Annotated in this window: 12 protein-coding genes; 7 read left to right on the forward strand and 5 right to left on the reverse strand. The window is 59.5% G+C overall.

Annotated elements, in window-relative coordinates:
* Positions 1-109: 109 nt before the first annotated feature.
* Both smc and RHP75_RS10920 read right to left on the reverse strand, forming a co-directional pair.
* Entirely contained in the window at positions 110-3,598 is a 3,489-nt protein-coding gene (gene smc, locus RHP75_RS10915; protein WP_311088212.1) for a chromosome segregation protein SMC, read from the reverse strand.
* A gap of 12 nt (positions 3,599-3,610) precedes the next feature.
* The gene (locus RHP75_RS10920; protein ID WP_275962918.1) at positions 3,611-4,270 is read right to left on the reverse strand and encodes a GntR family transcriptional regulator; all 660 of its coding nucleotides are present in this window, start codon (positions 4,268-4,270) and stop codon (positions 3,611-3,613) included.
* A gap of 239 nt (positions 4,271-4,509) precedes the next feature.
* On the opposite strand from RHP75_RS10920, the gene RHP75_RS10925 reads away from it, so the two are divergent.
* The 5 genes from RHP75_RS10925 (at position 4,510) to guaD (ending at position 12,175) form a co-directional block, all read left to right on the forward strand.
* Entirely contained in the window at positions 4,510-5,649 is a 1,140-nt protein-coding gene (locus RHP75_RS10925) for an alkane 1-monooxygenase (protein WP_311088213.1), read from the forward strand.
* A 310-nt stretch (positions 5,650-5,959) separates the two neighbouring features.
* Positions 5,960-7,399, forward strand: coding sequence for a xanthine dehydrogenase small subunit (gene xdhA / locus RHP75_RS10930; RefSeq protein WP_269381215.1), 1,440 nt, complete (start codon positions 5,960-5,962; stop codon positions 7,397-7,399).
* Positions 7,392-9,788 (forward strand): xanthine dehydrogenase molybdopterin binding subunit, encoded by a 2,397-nt coding sequence (gene xdhB, locus RHP75_RS10935; protein WP_311088214.1) that lies wholly within the window; start codon positions 7,392-7,394, stop codon positions 9,786-9,788. Before xdhA ends, xdhB begins: the two co-directional genes overlap by 8 nt.
* A 184-nt stretch (positions 9,789-9,972) precedes the next feature.
* Entirely contained in the window at positions 9,973-10,809 is an 837-nt protein-coding gene (gene xdhC / locus RHP75_RS10940) for a xanthine dehydrogenase accessory protein XdhC (RefSeq protein WP_311088215.1), read from the forward strand.
* A 61-nt stretch (positions 10,810-10,870) separates the two neighbouring features.
* Positions 10,871-12,175: a guanine deaminase gene (gene guaD / locus RHP75_RS10945; RefSeq protein ID WP_311088216.1), complete on the forward strand. Its 1,305-nt coding sequence runs from the start codon at positions 10,871-10,873 to the stop codon at positions 12,173-12,175.
* Between the two features lie 71 nt (positions 12,176-12,246).
* On the opposite strand, the gene RHP75_RS10950 is transcribed toward guaD, so the two are convergent.
* Positions 12,247-13,005, reverse strand: coding sequence for a GntR family transcriptional regulator (locus RHP75_RS10950; protein WP_090253579.1), 759 nt, complete (start codon positions 13,003-13,005; stop codon positions 12,247-12,249).
* A gap of 246 nt (positions 13,006-13,251) precedes the next feature.
* Positions 13,252-13,464 (reverse strand): hypothetical protein, encoded by a 213-nt coding sequence (locus tag RHP75_RS10955; RefSeq protein WP_311088217.1) that lies wholly within the window; start codon positions 13,462-13,464, stop codon positions 13,252-13,254.
* Positions 13,465-13,631: 167 nt separating this feature from the next.
* Between RHP75_RS10955 and RHP75_RS10960 the strand changes: the two genes are divergently transcribed.
* A complete protein-coding gene (locus tag RHP75_RS10960) occupies positions 13,632-14,981 on the forward strand; it encodes an NCS2 family permease (protein ID WP_409079643.1) in 1,350 nt (449 codons plus the stop codon).
* Between the two features lie 67 nt (positions 14,982-15,048).
* Positions 15,049-15,675 carry a LysE family translocator gene (locus RHP75_RS10965; RefSeq protein ID WP_090253577.1) on the forward strand — a complete coding sequence of 209 codons (627 nt, stop codon included), beginning with the start codon at positions 15,049-15,051 and terminating at the stop codon, positions 15,673-15,675.
* A 150-nt stretch (positions 15,676-15,825) separates the two neighbouring features.
* Here the strand turns inward: RHP75_RS10965 and uraH are convergent, their stop codons facing one another.
* Positions 15,826-16,179, reverse strand: a complete 354-nt coding sequence (uraH, locus tag RHP75_RS10970) for a hydroxyisourate hydrolase (RefSeq protein WP_090253575.1) — start codon at positions 16,177-16,179, stop codon at positions 15,826-15,828.
* Positions 16,180-16,333: the final 154 nt, after the last annotated feature.

Below are 16,333 nucleotides of genomic sequence, written 5' to 3' on the forward strand. Positions count from 1 at the left end.
ACGCCAAGCCTATGTTCTGCCAGGCCTTTCCCTGAGTTATAACGCCACGTCTAATAACAATGCGCATTAAGCTAGCACGACGAAAGATAACTTTACACCGCCCTGGCCATCATGATTCAACCAAGGCCAGCGCTTCCTCTACATCCACGGCTACCAAACGCGAACAACCGGGCTCGTGCATGGTTACGCCCATCAACTGATCAGCCATTTCCATGGCAATTTTATTGTGGGTGATATAGATAAATTGCACCGTTTCCGACATCTCTTTCACCAGCCGTGCATAGCGCCCAACGTTGGCATCATCCAGCGGCGCATCCACTTCATCGAGCATGCAGAACGGCGCCGGATTGAGCTTGAAGATGGCAAATACCAGGGCCAATGCCGTCAGCGCCTTTTCCCCACCAGAGAGCAAATGAATGGTGCTGTTTTTCTTGCCAGGCGGACGCGCCATGATGGTTACGCCGGTATCCAGCAAATCTTCACCGGTCAACTCCAGATAGGCGTTACCGCCACCGAAGACTTTCGGGAATAGCGCCTGCAAGCCGCCGTTGATTTGATCGAAGGTTTCCTTAAAGCGATTGCGGGTTTCCTTGTCGATCTTGCGAATAACGTTTTCCAAAGTATCCAGCGCTTCCACCAGGTCGGCGTTCTGCGCGTCCAGGTAACGTTTACGCTCGGATTGCTGCTGGTATTCGTCGATGGCCGCCAGGTTGATTGGGCCAAGGCGCTGAATACGTGCAGCCAGGCGCTCCAGTTCTTCTTCCCAGGCTTTCTCGCTGGCTTCAGCTGGCAAAGTCGCCAAGACGCCGTGCAAATCGTAGTTGTCTTCGAGCAACTGATCCTGCAAGGCCTTACGTCGCACGGTCAGTGATTGCCAATCCATGCGCTGCTGTTCTAACTGACTACGCAGCAACTGCGACTGTTGCTCGGCCTGAGTGCGGCGTTTCTCCGCATCGCGCAGTTCACGGTCGGCATCTTCCAGAGCCAGGCGCGCAAGCTTGAGTTCGTCTTCCACCGCCATGCGTTTATCGAGTTGCTCTTCGAGCTTCATCCTCAGCTCTTCCAGCGGCGCTTCGCCCTCCTCCAGATTAAGGTTGAGCTGCTCGCGCTTCTCGTGCAGACGCTCGGCCTGCAGCTCCAGGCGTTCCAGGGCCTGGCGGGTGGAATCATGCTGGGCTTTCAGCGAGCCCAGGCGCACAGCCAGCTGATGGGCGTGATCCTTGTGCTGACGGGCTTCCTGGCGCACGCGATCAAGCCGTTCGCGCAGGCTGTCGCGGCGGGCCAACAGGCTTTCGCGCTGTTCGTTGTCAGTCGCCATAGCATCTAGGGCGTCTTGCAGTTGCAGGCGTGACTCACCCAGTTGCTCGTGTTCGATTTCGCGCTGCTCGCCCAGCTCCAGCAGTTCGCTGTCCAGACGGCTTCGACGCAGGATCAGTTGTTCAACCTTGGCCTGGCCGGCAGACAGCTGAGCCTTCAATTCACCGAGACGACGGGCCAGGTCCTGCGCTAAGCGCCGCTGCTGCTCGCGCTGTTCTTCCTGAGCACGCTGGTTGTCGCGCAGATGTGCCAAACGCTCATCAAGGACAGCTAGCGCGGCTTCGCGCTCATCGCGCTCCAGGCTTAACCGTTCGATCTCCTGACCGCGAGCCAGCACGCCGCTTTCCGCTTCACTGGCGCGGCTCACGCGCAGAAAATGCCGGCCGACCCAGTAGCCATCACGGCTGATCAGACTTTCACCTTCGGCCAAGTTCAAGCGCGCGGCCAGCGCTTCATCCAGGCTTTGCACCGGTTTGACCTTGCCCAGCCAGGGTGCCAGATCGACGCTGGCTTCAACCTTGTCCAGCAGGCTGCCGGCAACCCGCGCACAGTTCTTACTCGGGCTAGCCAGGCGTAAATCGCCCTGGGTCAGGCCGGCAAAATCCAGGCCCTGAAAATCATCCAGCAGCACGGCCTGCAGATCGGCACCCAGCACGGTTTCCACCGCCAGTTCCCAGCCGGCCTCAACCCGCAGGCCCTCGGCCAGACGCGGGCGTTCGCTCAGCTGCTGCTCGCACAGCCATTCACCGGCGCCTTTGCCGGGATCCAGCGCCGCTTGCTGCAGCGCTTCCAACGAAGCTAGGCGGCCATTCAGGCGCTGCAATTCACCTTGTGCCTGCTGCTGGGCTTGCCCGCTGTGCTGCAGATCATTACGCAGCTGCTGCAGACGCTCGGCCTGCTGCTCTTCTTCAAGCTGCAGGTCTTCCAGGCTGATTTCGCCGGCGGCAATCTGCTCGCTCAGTTCGATAATCGCGGCATCTTCCGGGTCGGCCGCCAGTTGCTGCAGCTCATCGGTGAGACGGCGCTGACGCTCGGCCAAACGCTCCAGGCTCTGCTCCAGCTGGGCGATTCGGGATTGCTGCACCTCGGCCTGACGCCGTGGTTCGGCGCTGCGCTGGTTGAAGCTGTCCCACTGTTCCTGCCAGCCATGCATGGCTGTTTCGGATTCTTCCAAGCCGGCGGCGGACTCTTCGGCCGCCGCTGCAGTCAGCTCCTGCTCAGGCTCGAGCATGGCCAGCTCTTCGCCCAGAGTTGCCAGTAGCGTGCGGTCGTGACCCAGATGCGATTCGGTTTCCAGGCGCGCGCGCTCGGCTTCATTGAGGTCGTCCTGCAACTGGCGCAAACGCTGGTGGCCGTGCTGGATGCTCTGCTCAATACGCGCGATATCGCCGCCCACCGAGTAGAAACGGCCCTGCACCAGGTTAAAGCGCTCGCTCAGCTCATGATGGCCATCGCGCAAGCGCTCAATGCTCGCATCGGCGTTGCGCTGCTCGGCCACAAGCGCTTCGAAGCTAATTTCCTGGTTGCTGATGACCGCCTCGCGGCTACCCACCTGCTCATTCAGCGCCTGCCAACGCAGGGCAGTGAGCTGGGCCTTGAGCTGACGCTCCTCGGCCTTATATTCCTGATACTTCTCCGCCGACTGGGCCTGACGGTGCAGGCGGTCGAGCTGACGCTCCAGCTCTTCGCGCAGGTCAGTCAGGCGCGCCAGGTTTTCGTGGGTGCGGCGGATGCGGTTCTCGGTCTCGCGGCGGCGCTCCTTGTACTTGGAGATGCCGGCTGCTTCTTCGATAAAGTTGCGCAGGTCTTCCGGCTTGGCTTCGATCAGTTTGCTGATCATGCCCTGCTCGATAATCGAGTAGCTGCGCGGGCCCAGGCCGGTGCCGAGGAAGATGTCGGTAATGTCGCGGCGACGGCATTTGGTGCCGTTTAGGAAGTAGGTGTTCTGGCTGTCGCGGGTAACCCGGCGGCGGATCGAGATTTCGTTGTAGCCGGCGTATTCGCCCGTCAGGGTGCCGTCGGAGTTGTCGAAGATCAGCTCGATGGAGGCCTGAGTCACCGGTTTGCGGGTATTGGAGCCATTGAAGATGACGTCAGTCATCGACTCGCCACGCAGGTTCTTCGCCGAACTTTCGCCCATCACCCAGCGCACGGCGTCGATGATGTTCGACTTACCGCAGCCGTTAGGTCCGACCACCGCCGCCATATTACTGGGGAAGGTCACCGTGGTCGGGTCAACGAATGACTTGAAACCGGCCAGTTTGATGCACTTGAGCCGCATAGACAGCCTTCCTTAAGCGTCGGCCAGTGCGGCCAGCACTAGCTGGCAATTGTGCTCACCGTAACCCAGCAACACCTCACGGATGGCCTGGTGATCACGGGCGATGATCGCCTGCAGCAAGGCGGCAAAGGTATTGAGGAACTGGCCCATTTCACCTTTGCGCCGCTCCAGCGCCAGATGATAGGTACGGCTAATGGCCGGCAGCAGGTTCTCCACGGTTTCCTGCAGGTAGGGATTATTGGAGAACGGGAAGGCGGCACGCATGATGTCGAAGCTGCTTTCGACAAAAGCGTTGATATCTTCGCGTTGCAGGCTGTCCTGCAGGCGCTGCTGAATCACCAGGAACGGGCCGAGATCAGCCTCGACCTGCCAGCTATCCGCCACCGCCTTGCCCAGCAGGATGTACAGCTCCATGACCAGGGCGTAGAGGCTCTTGACGTTATGCGGCGTCAGTTCAGCCACCTGCGCGCCACGGCGCGGCGGAATCACGATCAGGTGCCGGCGCTCAAGAATCAGCAGCGCTTCACGCACCGAACCCCGGCTGACATTCAGCGCCTGGGTGACTTTCTGTTCCTGAATCCGCTCACGCGCCTTCAACTCACCACGAATGATGCGTTCGGCAAGGTGATGGGCGATCTGCTCAGCGAGGCTATCCGGTGCCTTGAACGTCATGATGATCCTTAGGCTCTATCTGACCTATTGGGGGGCAAACAAGGGTCTCAACCCCACGCCAGGCTTGGCTTGGGCGGTACAGCGCAGGGCGCGAGTGTAACACAGGGTGTTACCGGGCCAAGGCCGCCTGCGCCCTGCTTTCAAACCAAAAGGTGGGCTGCCAGGGGATGGGCAGCAATACGGATTGTCCTACAATCCAACCAACACCCTACTCCAACAATAATAAGTACGGAGCCACCATGTTCGAACGCCTGCCCTCCAACTGGATGCTTGTGATTAAAAGCATCGGCTACTGGTTCTGGTTGATCCCGGTACTGGGTATCCCATTGAGCTATTACTGGTCATTAGACAGCCAATACGCTAACGCCTGGCCCTGGCTGGTCATCGTGGTGGTCTTTGGGATTATCCCGCTGCTGGACTTCATTATTGGCCGCGACCCGGCTAACCCGGATGAAACCGTGCAGGTGCCGCAGATGGAGCAGCAGGGCTACTACCGCTTATTAAGCCTGGCCACTGTGCCAGCACTGCTAGGCATGCTTGGCTGGGCCGGCTGGGTATTCGTCAACCACGAAGCCTGGAGTTGGGTTGGCCAGCTGGGCTGGGTGCTGTCGGTTGGCACCGTGACTGGGGCGATAGGCATCACCGTGGCTCATGAGTTTATCCATAAGGACCCACAGCTGGAGCAGAACGCCGGCGGTTTGTTGCTGGCGGCCGTGTGCTACGGCGGCTTCAAGATCGAGCATGTGCGCGGTCACCATGTACACGTATCGACCCCGGAAGACGCCAGTTCTTCACGCTACGGCCAGAGCCTGTATGCCTTTCTGCCGCATGCCTACAAGCACAACTTCCTCAATGCCTGGAAACTTGAAGCTGAACGGCTGAAACGCAAGAACCTGCCTGCCCTGCACTGGCGCAATGAGCTGATTGCCTGGTACGCCATCAGTGCACTGTTCCTGCTCGGTTTCAGCCTGGCTTTCGGCTGGCTCGGTGCACTGTTCTTTGTCGCGCAGTCGGTGGTCGCCTTTACCCTGCTGGAAATCGTCAACTACGTCGAACATTACGGCCTGCACCGCCGCAAGCTGGACAGTGGCCGTTATGAGCGCACCAATCCGACGCATTCCTGGAACAGCAATTTCCTGCTGACTAACCTGTTCCTCTTCCACCTGCAGCGCCATTCCGACCACCACGCTTACGCCAAACGCCGCTACCAGGTGCTGCGCCACTTTGATGACAGCCCGCAGCTACCCAATGGCTATGCGGGGATGATTGTCCTGGCGCTGTTCCCGCCGCTGTGGCGCGCGGTGATGGACCCACGAGTACGCGCCTACTACGCCGGTGAAGAACACCAACTGACTGATTCGCAGCTGACCCACTCTTAACATTCAGACACCACAACAAAAAAAACGCCAAGGGCCCGCACCCTTGGCGTTTTTTTGTTTGCTGGGCTCCATGTTTTCGCAACGCCTGCTTGGCACAAAAGCAGCTAGCGTTTAGCTGAACCACGGGCTTTTCGCGCTCATAACTGAATCGTATGACAATCGCCTGACCAAAGAGTCAAATATTTATTGACCCTAAAGTCAGAAAACTCTAGATTCGCCTCATGCCAAGCCGTGTGGAAACGCTGCGCCTTTGTGCGCAGCGTTTCAGCAGAGCCTGATACGAGAACAATAAAGTGCCTGGAGGTCGTCCTTGATCCAGTTTTTACTCAACCGGGAGCTGCGTACTGAGCATGCCCTCGACCCCAACGTCACCGTGCTCAATTACCTGCGTGAGCATGTCGGCAAATCCGGAACCAAAGAAGGCTGCGCCTCTGGCGACTGCGGTGCCTGCACCGTAGTGGTCGGTGAGCTGGATGGCGAGCGCGTGCGTTATCGCACCCTCAACTCCTGCCTGACCTTCGTTTCCAGCCTCCACGGCAAACAGCTGATCACGGTTGAAGACCTCAAGCATCAGGGCAAACTGCACAGCGTGCAGCAGGCCATGGTCGACTGCCACGGCTCACAATGTGGCTTCTGCACCCCTGGTTTTGTCATGTCGCTGTTCGCCCTGCAGAAAAACAGCAGCGGTTTCGACAAGGCTGACACCATGGAAGCCCTGGCCGGCAACCTGTGCCGCTGCACCGGCTACCGCCCGATTATCGATGCCGCCGAACAGGCCTGCTGCCAGAAGCAGCCAGACCAGTTTGACGCTGCCGAAGCGCAAACCGTTGCGCAACTGAAAGCCATCGCCCCGCAGGATACCGCCGAGCTCAACAGTGGCGACAAACGCTGCCTGTTGCCGCTGACTGTGGCGGACCTGGCCGATATCTACGCGGCCAACCCGGAAGCGCGCCTGCTGGCTGGCGGCACTGACCTGGCCCTGGAAGTCACCCAGTTCCACCGCGAACTGCCGGTGATGATCTACGTTGGCCATATCGAAGCGATGAAACGCGTCGAAGTGACCGCCGAGAGCATCGAAATCGGTGCTGCAACCGCACTTTCCGATTGCTACGCCGCTCTGGCTCAGGACTACCCAGACTTTGGCGAACTGCTGCACCGCTTCGCCTCTTTGCAGATCCGCAACCAGGGCACCCTGGGCGGCAACATCGGCAACGCCTCGCCGATTGGCGACGCCCCGCCGCTGCTGATCGCCCTTGGTGCGCAGATCGTGCTGCGCAAAGGCAACAGCAGCCGCACCCTGCCGCTTGAAGATTACTTCCTCGATTACAAGGTGACTGCCCGTCAGGAAGCCGAATTTATCGAGAAGATCATCGTGCCGCGTCATCAGGCCAATCAGGCGTTCCGCGCCTACAAGGTGTCCAAGCGTCTGGACGACGACATCTCCGCCGTCTGCGCGGCCTTCAATCTGGTGGTTGAAGATGGCGTAGTGCAAAGCGCCCGCATCGCCTTTGGCGGCATGGCGGCGATCCCGAAACGCGCTGCTGCCTGTGAAGCCGCACTGCAAGGCGCGGCCTGGTATCCGGGCGTGATCGAACGCGCCTGCGCTGCATTGGCCGAGGATTTCACCCCGCTCAGTGACTTCCGCGCCAGCAAGGAATACCGCCTGCTCACTGCACAGAATCTGCTGCGTAAATTCTTCCTCGAGCTGCAAGCTCCCGAAGTCGAAACCCGGGTGACCGCGTATGTCTAATCATCATGTAATTAAAAGCCAGGCCGAACTGGCCGAACTGTTCCGCGCCGACATCACCACTGGCGTCGGCAAGAGCGTCAAACATGAAAGCGCGGACAAGCACGTCTCCGGCGAAGCTATCTACGTCGACGACCGCCTGGAATTCCCCAATCAGCTGCACGTCTATGCCCGCATGAGCGACCGCGCCCACGCGCGCATCGTCAGCATCGATACCAGCCCCTGCTACCAGTTCCCGGGCGTGGCGATTGCCATCACCAAGGATGACGTACCTGGCCAGCTGGACATCGGCCCGGTCGTGGCCGGTGACCCGCTGCTGGCGGACGGCAAGGTTGAATACGTTGGTCAGGTGGTATTGGCCGTAGGTGCCGATAGCCTGGAAACCGCACGCAAGGCGGCCATGGCCGCGATCATCGAGTACGAAGACCTTGAGCCAGTGCTCGACGTGGTCGATGCGCTGCGCAAGAAGCATTTCGTCCTCGACAGCCACCAGCACAAGATCGGCAATTCCAGCGCCGAACTGGCCACTGCGCCACGTCGCCTGCAAGGCAGCCTGCATATCGGCGGCCAGGAACACTTCTACCTGGAAACCCAGATTTCTTCGGTTATGCCCACCGAAGACGGCGGCATGATCATCTACACCTCGACGCAGAACGCCACCGAAGTGCAGAAGCTGGTGGCTGAAGTGCTCGGCGTGCCAATGCACAAGATCGTCATCGACATGCGCCGCATGGGTGGCGGTTTCGGCGGCAAGGAAACCCAGGCCGCAGGCCCGGCGTGCCTGTGTGCGGTGATCGCCCACCTCACCGGCCGGCCGACCAAGATGCGCCTGCCGCGCGTCGAAGACATGCAGATCACCGGCAAACGTCACCCGTTCTACGTCGAGTACGACGTCGGCTTTGACGATAACGGCCTGCTGCACGGTATCGAGATTGAACTGGCCGGCAACTGCGGCTATTCGCCGGACCTGTCCGGTTCCATTGTTGACCGCGCGATGTTCCACTCGGACAACGCCTACTTCCTCGGCAACGCCACCATCAATGGCCACCGCTGCAAGACCAACACCGCGTCGAACACCGCCTACCGCGGCTTCGGCGGCCCGCAGGGCATGGTCGCCATCGAAGAGATCATGGATGCGGTCGCCCGCAGCCTGGGCAAAGACCCGCTGGAAGTACGCAAGCTCAACTACTACGGCAAGACCGAGCGCAACGTCACCCACTACCACCAGACCGTCGAGCACAACGTTATCCACGAGATGACCGCCGAACTGGAAGCCAGCAGTGACTACGCCAAGCGCCGCGAAGAAATCCGCGCATTCAACGCCAAGAGCCCAGTATTGAAGAAAGGCCTGGCGCTGACCCCGGTGAAATTCGGCATCAGCTTTACCGCCACCTTCCTCAACCAGGCCGGCGCACTGATCCACATCTATACCGATGGTTCGATCCACCTGAACCACGGCGGCACCGAGATGGGCCAAGGCCTCAACACCAAGGTCGCGCAGATCGTTGCTGAAGTGCTGCAGGTGGACATTTCGCGCATCCAGATCACCGCCACCAACACCGACAAGGTGCCGAACACCTCGCCGACCGCAGCCTCCTCGGGGGCCGACCTGAACGGTAAGGCAGCACAGAATGCCGCCGAGACACTCAAGCAGCGCCTGGTTGATTTTCTGGTGCGAGAATACAAGGTCACCCCGGAAGATGTGGAGTTCCGCAACAGCCAGGTGCGCGTACGCGACCTGTTCCTGAGCTTCGAGGAAGTGATCCAGAAGGCCTACTTCGGCCAGGTGTCGCTCTCCAGCACCGGGTTCTATCGCACGCCGAAGATCTACTACGACCGTGACAAAGCCGCCGGCCGCCCGTTCTACTACTTCGCCTACGGCGCCGCCTGCTCCGAGGTGATCGTCGACACCCTAACTGGCGAGTACAAGATGCTGCGCACCGACATCCTGCATGACGTCGGTGCCTCGCTAAACCCGGCCATCGATATCGGTCAGGTCGAAGGTGCCTTCGTTCAGGGCATGGGTTGGCTGACCATGGAAGAGCTGGTGTGGAACGGCAAGGGCAAGCTGATGACCAATGGTCCGGCCAGCTACAAGATCCCGGCCATTGCCGATATGCCGCTGGACCTGCGCGTTAACCTGGTGGAAAACCGCAAGAACCCGGAAGACACCGTGTTCCACTCCAAGGCCGTTGGTGAGCCGCCGTTTATGCTCGGCATCGCCGTGTGGTGTGCGATCAAGGACGCCGTGGCCAGCCTGGCTGACTACCGCGTACAGCCGCAGATCGACGCACCAGCCACGCCTGAGCGCGTGCTCTGGGGTGTGGAGCAAATGAAGAAACTGCAGCAGACCGCCAAGTCGGCGGCCGCCGCAGAGGTTGAACCGGCGTAATGCCAAACCGCCTGGGTGGTCACCCACCCAGGCACTGCACACACAGGTGTACAACAATGACAAAACACACCGAGCCAAAAACCCAGACACCCCGACCGATACCCGTTCCCATACTGGATCCGTCACCGAGCAACTGGCGCTTACCACGCCCCGGACAGACCACGCCTTCCTGGAGGCTGAGCAAATGAGTTGGATCAGCGCCCTCGCCGACCTGCAGCAACGCGGTGAACCCTGCGTGCTGGTGACCATCATCGAAGAACGCGGCTCAACCCCGCGCAATGCGGGCTCGAAAATGGTGGTCACCGCTGACCGCATCTTCGAGACCATCGGTGGTGGTCATCTGGAGTTCAAGGCGATGGAGCTGGCCCGCGAAATGCTCAGCAGCCGCAGCCAGGACACCCGCCTGGAGCGCTTCAGCCTCGGCGCCAGCCTTGGCCAGTGCTGCGGCGGTGCCACTGTGCTGCTGTTCGAACCCATGGGCCAGCCCCAGGCACAGATCGCCGTGTTCGGCGCTGGCCACGTTGGCCGCGCCCTGGTACCACTGCTCGCCAGCCTGCCATGCAAGGTGCGCTGGATCGACTCGCGGGAAAACGAGTTTCCCGAGCAGATCCCCGCCGGCGTGGACAAGGTGGTCAATGAAGAGGTGATCGACGAGATCGAACGCATGCCCGCCGGCAGCTACTTTATCGTCATGACCCACAACCATCAGCTCGACCTGGAGCTGACCGCCGCAATCCTCAAGCGCAATGATTTTGCCTACTACGGCCTGATCGGCTCGCAGACCAAGCGCGCCAAATTCGAACATCGCCTGCGTGATCGCGGTTTCGACCCAGGCGTTGTCGCGCGCATGCGCTGCCCCATGGGCATTGCCGAGGTGAAAGGCAAATTACCGGTGGAAATTGCCGTATCCATCGCCGGCGAAGTAATCGCCACCTACAACGCGGCCTTTGGCCAAGAGAGCAAAAAGGGCCAGCCCAGCGTGGCCAAGCTGCTGCCCGCCTCTCGCCGAAGCCAGGCCTGACTATCTGCCCAGGCGCCCGCGTGCCTGAGCGACCAACTCCATAGATTGAGATCAGCGTTACATGACTAGCCCAGTGAAAGCCTACCGCGCCGCCATCCTGCACAGCATTGCCGACCCTGCCGTGGTGGGCGTTGAGCAATCCTATGAGTATTTTGAAGACGGTGTACTGGTCGTCGACAACGGTCAGGTGGCCAAAGTCGGCCACGCCGTAGACCTGCTGCCATCGCTCAAGGGCGTTGAAATCACCGAATACCGCGACGCGCTGATCACCCCCGGCTTTATCGACACCCATATCCACTACCCGCAAACCGGGATGATCGCCTCCTACGGCGAACAGCTGCTTGATTGGCTGAACACCTACACCTTCCCCACCGAGCAGCAGTTTGCCGACAAGGCCCATGCCGCGGACGTGGCCGGTATCTTCCTGAAAGAGCTGCTGCGCAACGGCACCACCACCGCCCTGGTGTTCGGCACGGTGCACAAGCAATCGGTAGACGCCTTCTTCGAGGCCGCCCAAACGCTGAACCTGCGCATGATCGCTGGTAAGGTGCTGATGGACCGCAACGCCCCGGACTACCTGACCGACACCCCGGAATCCGGCTACGCCGACAGCAAAGAGTTGATCGAACGCTGGCACGGCAAAGGCCGCCTGCATTACGCGGTGACCCCACGTTTTGCCCCGACCAGCACCCCGGAACAGCTGACCCTGGCTGGCAAGCTGCTGGGCGAGTACCCGGACCTGTATATGCACACCCACCTCTCCGAGAACCGCAAGGAAATCGAGTGGGTCAAGGCGCTATTTCCCGAGCGCAAGGGTTACCTGGATGTGTACGACCACTACAAGTTGATCGGCGCCCGCTCGGTATTCGCCCACGGCGTGCACCTTTGCGACGACGAGTGCAAACGCCTGGCCGAAACCGGCTCGGCAGTGGCCTTCTGCCCGACTTCCAACCTGTTCCTTGGCAGCGGCCTGTTCGACCTCAATAAGCTCGAAGAACACGGCGTGCGCGTCGGCCTGGGTACCGATGTGGGCGCGGGCACCAGCTTCAGCCAGCTGCAATCGCTGAACGAGGCCTACAAGGTCATGCAGCTGCAAGGCAAGAAGCTCGACCCGTTCAAGTCGCTGTACCTGGCCACCCTTGGCGGTGCCAATGCGCTGTACCTGGACGACAAGATTGGTAACTTCGCAAGCGGCAAAGACGCCGACTTCGTGGTGCTCGACTATAACGCCACGCCGCTGATCAGCTACCGCATGCAACAGGCCAAGACCCTCGACGAAAAACTCTTCGCCCTGACCATGCTCGGCGACGACCGCGCGGTGAAGGAAACCTTCGCTGCCGGCCAATCGGTGCATCGCCGCGACTAAGCCTGGTTGATCAACCACCACAAAAAAGCCCGCTGATTAAGCGGGCTTTTTGTTGGTGCCGACTACGCTGCTTAGCGACTTGCAGCTTTCTTCTTGCTGCCCGGCAGCAGGTGCGAGAACACCGCGTGCAGGTCATCGGAGGCGGTTTCGCCATCCAGATTGAGCTTGGCGTCAACGCTGTCCATGTGGCGCATCATCAGGTCCACCGCCACTTCAACATTGCCGGCTTCGATGGCGTCGATCACCTGGTCATGCTCGGCATCCGAGCAGTGGGTGCGGCTGTTGCTTTCATACAGGGCGATGATCAGCGAGGTCTGGGAAATCAGGCTGCGCAGAAAGCCTAGCAAGGTCAGGTTACCGGCGGCTTCCGCGAGTTTCAGGTGGAACTCACCCGACAGACGAATGCCCATGCCACGGTCACCACGGGCGAAGCAGTCACGCTCATCAATAACCATCTGGCGCAGCGCGGCAATCTGTTCCGGCTTGGCGTTCTTGCAGGCCAACTCGGTAATCGCCCGTTCGATCATGCGGCGCACATAGAAGATCTGCCGAGCTTCTTCCGCCCCCGGGCTGGCCACTACCGCGCCACGGTTAGGCCGCAGCAGCACCACGCCTTCGTGGGCCAGGCGCGACAAGGCACGACGGATAATGGTGCGGCTGACGCCGAAGATTTCACCGAGCGCCTCTTCACTTAGCTTGGTGCCAGGAGCCAGACGCTGTTCGAGAATGGCATCGAAGATATGGGCGTAAACGACATCGTCCTGAGTCCCGCTGCGAGTGCTCTTGCCTTCGCGCGTCTGCTTCTTAAGGGGCTGCAATTGTTCGTTCATTGTGGCTCGCGTGATCAAGGTTCGGCGGTTGCTGATGCAACTCTACTGTGTCTCACCTACCTTCTGGCAAGCAGCACATCAGTAAAAAGTCACAAATAAAAAGCCCTTGCATTGTACACAATGTGATCAATGCGTACACCGCTACCAATGCATAACGATCGTGCAAACGTGCATTTGCACGCGCTTTCCAGACGCATTCCTCGGCCACCCCATCCGCAGTGCCAGAATAATTTCTTATATGCAGCATTATTCTTGTTCGAGAATCTGCTTAGCAACGCTGAAGACGACTTGCCATTCCTGCACCAACGCAGCGGCAAATAATGCTGAACCTCCACCAATCAGGGCGCTGTAAGCGCCTTGGCTGGCTGTATTGCTGAGCGACCCGGCACACAGCGTAGAAATCATCGGTAATCCGTAAGTAAAAAAACCGAGTACATACCGAATTTTAACCAGAAACATTATTTGCTTTTTTTGTATACAACATCATAATCGGCCTCAGTGTTATTTCTTGACCGATAGGTCAGCTAAGCACGCCAGCAAGGCAAAAAACACCACCTACCTCAAGAGTCGAGCAGTGCGCAGCACAGGCTCTGGGTGGCACACAACAAGAGATGAGGAGTACCCCTGTGGAAAGCGCTAAACAAGAACAACAGGCGACGCAGATGCAAGAGCTGATCAAACCCGGTCTACTTGACCGCTTCTTCAAGCTGACCGAACACCGCACCACAATCAAAACCGAGCTGCTGGCGGGCCTGACGACTTTCGTCACCATGGCTTACATCATCTTCGTTAACCCCAACATCATGGCTTCGGCCGGCGTCGACCATGGCGCAGCCTTTGTTGCCACGTGCATCGGTGCAGCCCTGGGCTGCTTCCTGATGGGGCTGTATGCCAACTGGCCTGTTGGCCTGGCACCCGGCATGGGCTTGAACGCCTTCTTCACCTACACCGTGGTCGGCGAAATGGGCTACAGCTGGCAGATTGCCCTGGGCGCGGTGTTTATCTCCGGCGTGCTATTCATGATCATGAGCCTGTCGAAGATCCGCGAATGGCTGCTCAACAGCATCCCCATGAGCCTGCGTTTTGCCATGGGTGCGGGGGTGGGTCTGTTCCTTGGCCTGATCGGCCTGAAGACCGCCGGTATTGTCGTCGACAGCCCGGCAACACTGCTGACCATGGGGTCGTTCGGTGAACCGAGCGCGATCCTGGCTGCCGTTTGCTTTCTGCTGATTGCCGTACTGAGCCACCGCAACGTGTTTGGCGCCATCCTGTTCAGCATGCTCGGCGTCACCGCCCTGGGCTGGGCACTGGGCCTGGTTGAATACAACGGTCTGGTTTCCATGCCGCCGAGCCTCGCCCCGACCTTTCTGGCCATGGACATCGCCGGTGCCTTCAACGTTGCCATGGTCAGCGTGATTCTGGCCTTCCTCTTCGTCAACATGTTCGACACCGCTGGCACCCTGATGGGCGTTGCCCATCGCGCTAACCTGGTGGATGAAGACGGCAAGATCCAGAACCTTTCCAAAGCCCTCAAGGCGGACAGTACCTCCAGCGTGGTTGGTGCCATGGTCGGTTGCCCACCGGTAACCAGCTATGTGGAAAGTGCTGCTGGCGTTGCTGCCGGTGGCCGTACCGGTCTGACCGCTGTCGCTGTGGGCGTGCTGTTTCTCTGCGCGATGTTCTTTGCCCCACTGGCCGGCATGATCCCTGCCTACGCTACTGCTGGCGCACTGATTTATGTAGCAATGCTGATGATGAGCGGCATGGCGCATATCGACTGGAAAGATCATACCGACACCATCCCGGCGATCGTTACCGTGGTCATGATGCCGCTGACTTTCTCGATCGCCAACGGTATTGCTCTGGGCTTCCTGACCTACGCGACACTGAAACTGCTGACCGGTCAGCGCGACAAGGTATCGGTAAGCTTGTACGTTCTGTGCATCATCTTTATCGCCAAGTTCGCCTTCCTGTAAGGTTGGCCGGCTGGTAACCAAGCCCCGGCGCACGCGTCGGGGCTTTTGCGCATCTGGAGAATCGCTAATGAGCCTGGAAACCTGGCTGTTGTTCGCAAGTGCTGCACTGGTGGTGATTCTGATCCCCGGGCCGCTGTCACTGTTGATGGTCAGCAACAGCCTGAACTATGGCCTGCGCCGCTCGGCCCCAGCCTTTATAGGTGGGGTGTCCGCCTCGATCTGCCTGTTGAGCGCTTCGGCACTCGGCCTTGGCGCGCTGCTACTGGCCTCGGAGCAGCTATTCAGCCTGCTGAAGATTGTCGGCGCGCTGTACCTATTCTACCTCGCCTGGCAAAGCTGGCAGGAATCGCGCAAAGCCGCAAAGCCGGTGACGGCGGAAGAGCAGCCGGTCAATCCGAGCTTTCGCGCCATGTTCTGGAAGGCCTTCGGCCTGGGCGCCAGTAACCCCAAGGACATTCTGTTCTTTGCCGCATTTCTGCCGCAATTCATCAGCGCCGAGCGACCCATGCTTGGCCAGCTACTGGTAATGATCGCCACCTGGGCAGTGTTGGATCTGGCCTGCAAACTGTTCTACGGCCTCAGCGCTCAGGGCGCGGCGCGCTACCTGCGTTCAGGCAAAGGCCAGGTGTGGTTCAACCGCATCAGTGCTGCCTTGTTTGGCGGTGCCGGCGCCGCATCGCTGCTTAGTCGCTGACGTTATACCGAACTCGCGAAGTCCGCAGCTATGCGGCTTCGCACACTCACCGCCCCACTCAGCCCCCCTCAAAGCGCAGGCAAAAAAAAGCCCGCAGTGTGTACGGGCTAAGGACTCTTAAATTGAGTCAGAGGGTGACAAGCATTCGGTTCAGCTACCGCGGTAGGTGGAGTAGCTGTAAGGGGAAATCAGCAATGGCACGTGGTAATGCTCCTGCCCGGCATCGATGCCGAAGCGCAGCACAACAACATCCAGAAAAGCCTGTTCAGGCAATTTGACGCCGCGTGCGCGGTAGTAATCGCCGGCATGGAAATGCAGCTGGTAAACCCCGCTGCGGTAATCGTCACCTTGCAACACTGGCGCATCGCAGCGGCCATCGTGGTTGGTGACAACGCTATTGAGCAGCTCCATCTGAGCCCCTTCAACGCGATACAACTCAATCTTCAATTCGCTGCCTGGGCAACCATGGGCGGCATCCAGTACGTGTGTGGTCAATCGTCCCATCGCTTATGGGCACCTACGCAGACAAGCCAACGCAGGCACCGCACCTCCTCTACTTTTATTGAATTCGGCAGATTTATCAGGCTAAGCAGCCTTGACTGAGCTCAAGCATAGCATGTTGAAATCACAAAATAAGACACTTTTTCAAAAAAGTGTA

The organism is Pseudomonas sp. SG20056, from assembly GCF_031764535.1.
Lineage (GTDB): Bacteria > Pseudomonadota > Gammaproteobacteria > Pseudomonadales > Pseudomonadaceae > Aquipseudomonas.

Bases quoted from the DNA above. Each gene is read 5' to 3' on its own strand.
- RHP75_RS10950 (WP_090253579.1), bottom strand. From the start codon at position 13,005: ATGAACGAACAATTGCAGCCCCTTAAGAAGCAGACGCGCGAAGGCAAG.
- RHP75_RS10925 (WP_311088213.1), top strand. From the start codon at position 4,510: ATGTTCGAACGCCTGCCCTCCAACTGGATGCTTGTGATTAAAAGCATC.
- uraH (WP_090253575.1), bottom strand. From the start codon at position 16,179: ATGGGACGATTGACCACACACGTACTGGATGCCGCCCATGGTTGCCCA.
- xdhC (WP_311088215.1), top strand. From the start codon at position 9,973: ATGAGTTGGATCAGCGCCCTCGCCGACCTGCAGCAACGCGGTGAACCC.
- smc (WP_311088212.1), bottom strand. From the start codon at position 3,598: ATGCGGCTCAAGTGCATCAAACTGGCCGGTTTCAAGTCATTCGTTGAC.
- RHP75_RS10955 (WP_311088217.1), bottom strand. From the start codon at position 13,464: ATGTTTCTGGTTAAAATTCGGTATGTACTCGGTTTTTTTACTTACGGA.
- RHP75_RS10965 (WP_090253577.1), top strand. From the start codon at position 15,049: ATGAGCCTGGAAACCTGGCTGTTGTTCGCAAGTGCTGCACTGGTGGTG.
- guaD (WP_311088216.1), top strand. From the start codon at position 10,871: ATGACTAGCCCAGTGAAAGCCTACCGCGCCGCCATCCTGCACAGCATT.
- xdhB (WP_311088214.1), top strand. From the start codon at position 7,392: ATGTCTAATCATCATGTAATTAAAAGCCAGGCCGAACTGGCCGAACTG.
- RHP75_RS10920 (WP_275962918.1), bottom strand. From the start codon at position 4,270: ATGACGTTCAAGGCACCGGATAGCCTCGCTGAGCAGATCGCCCATCAC.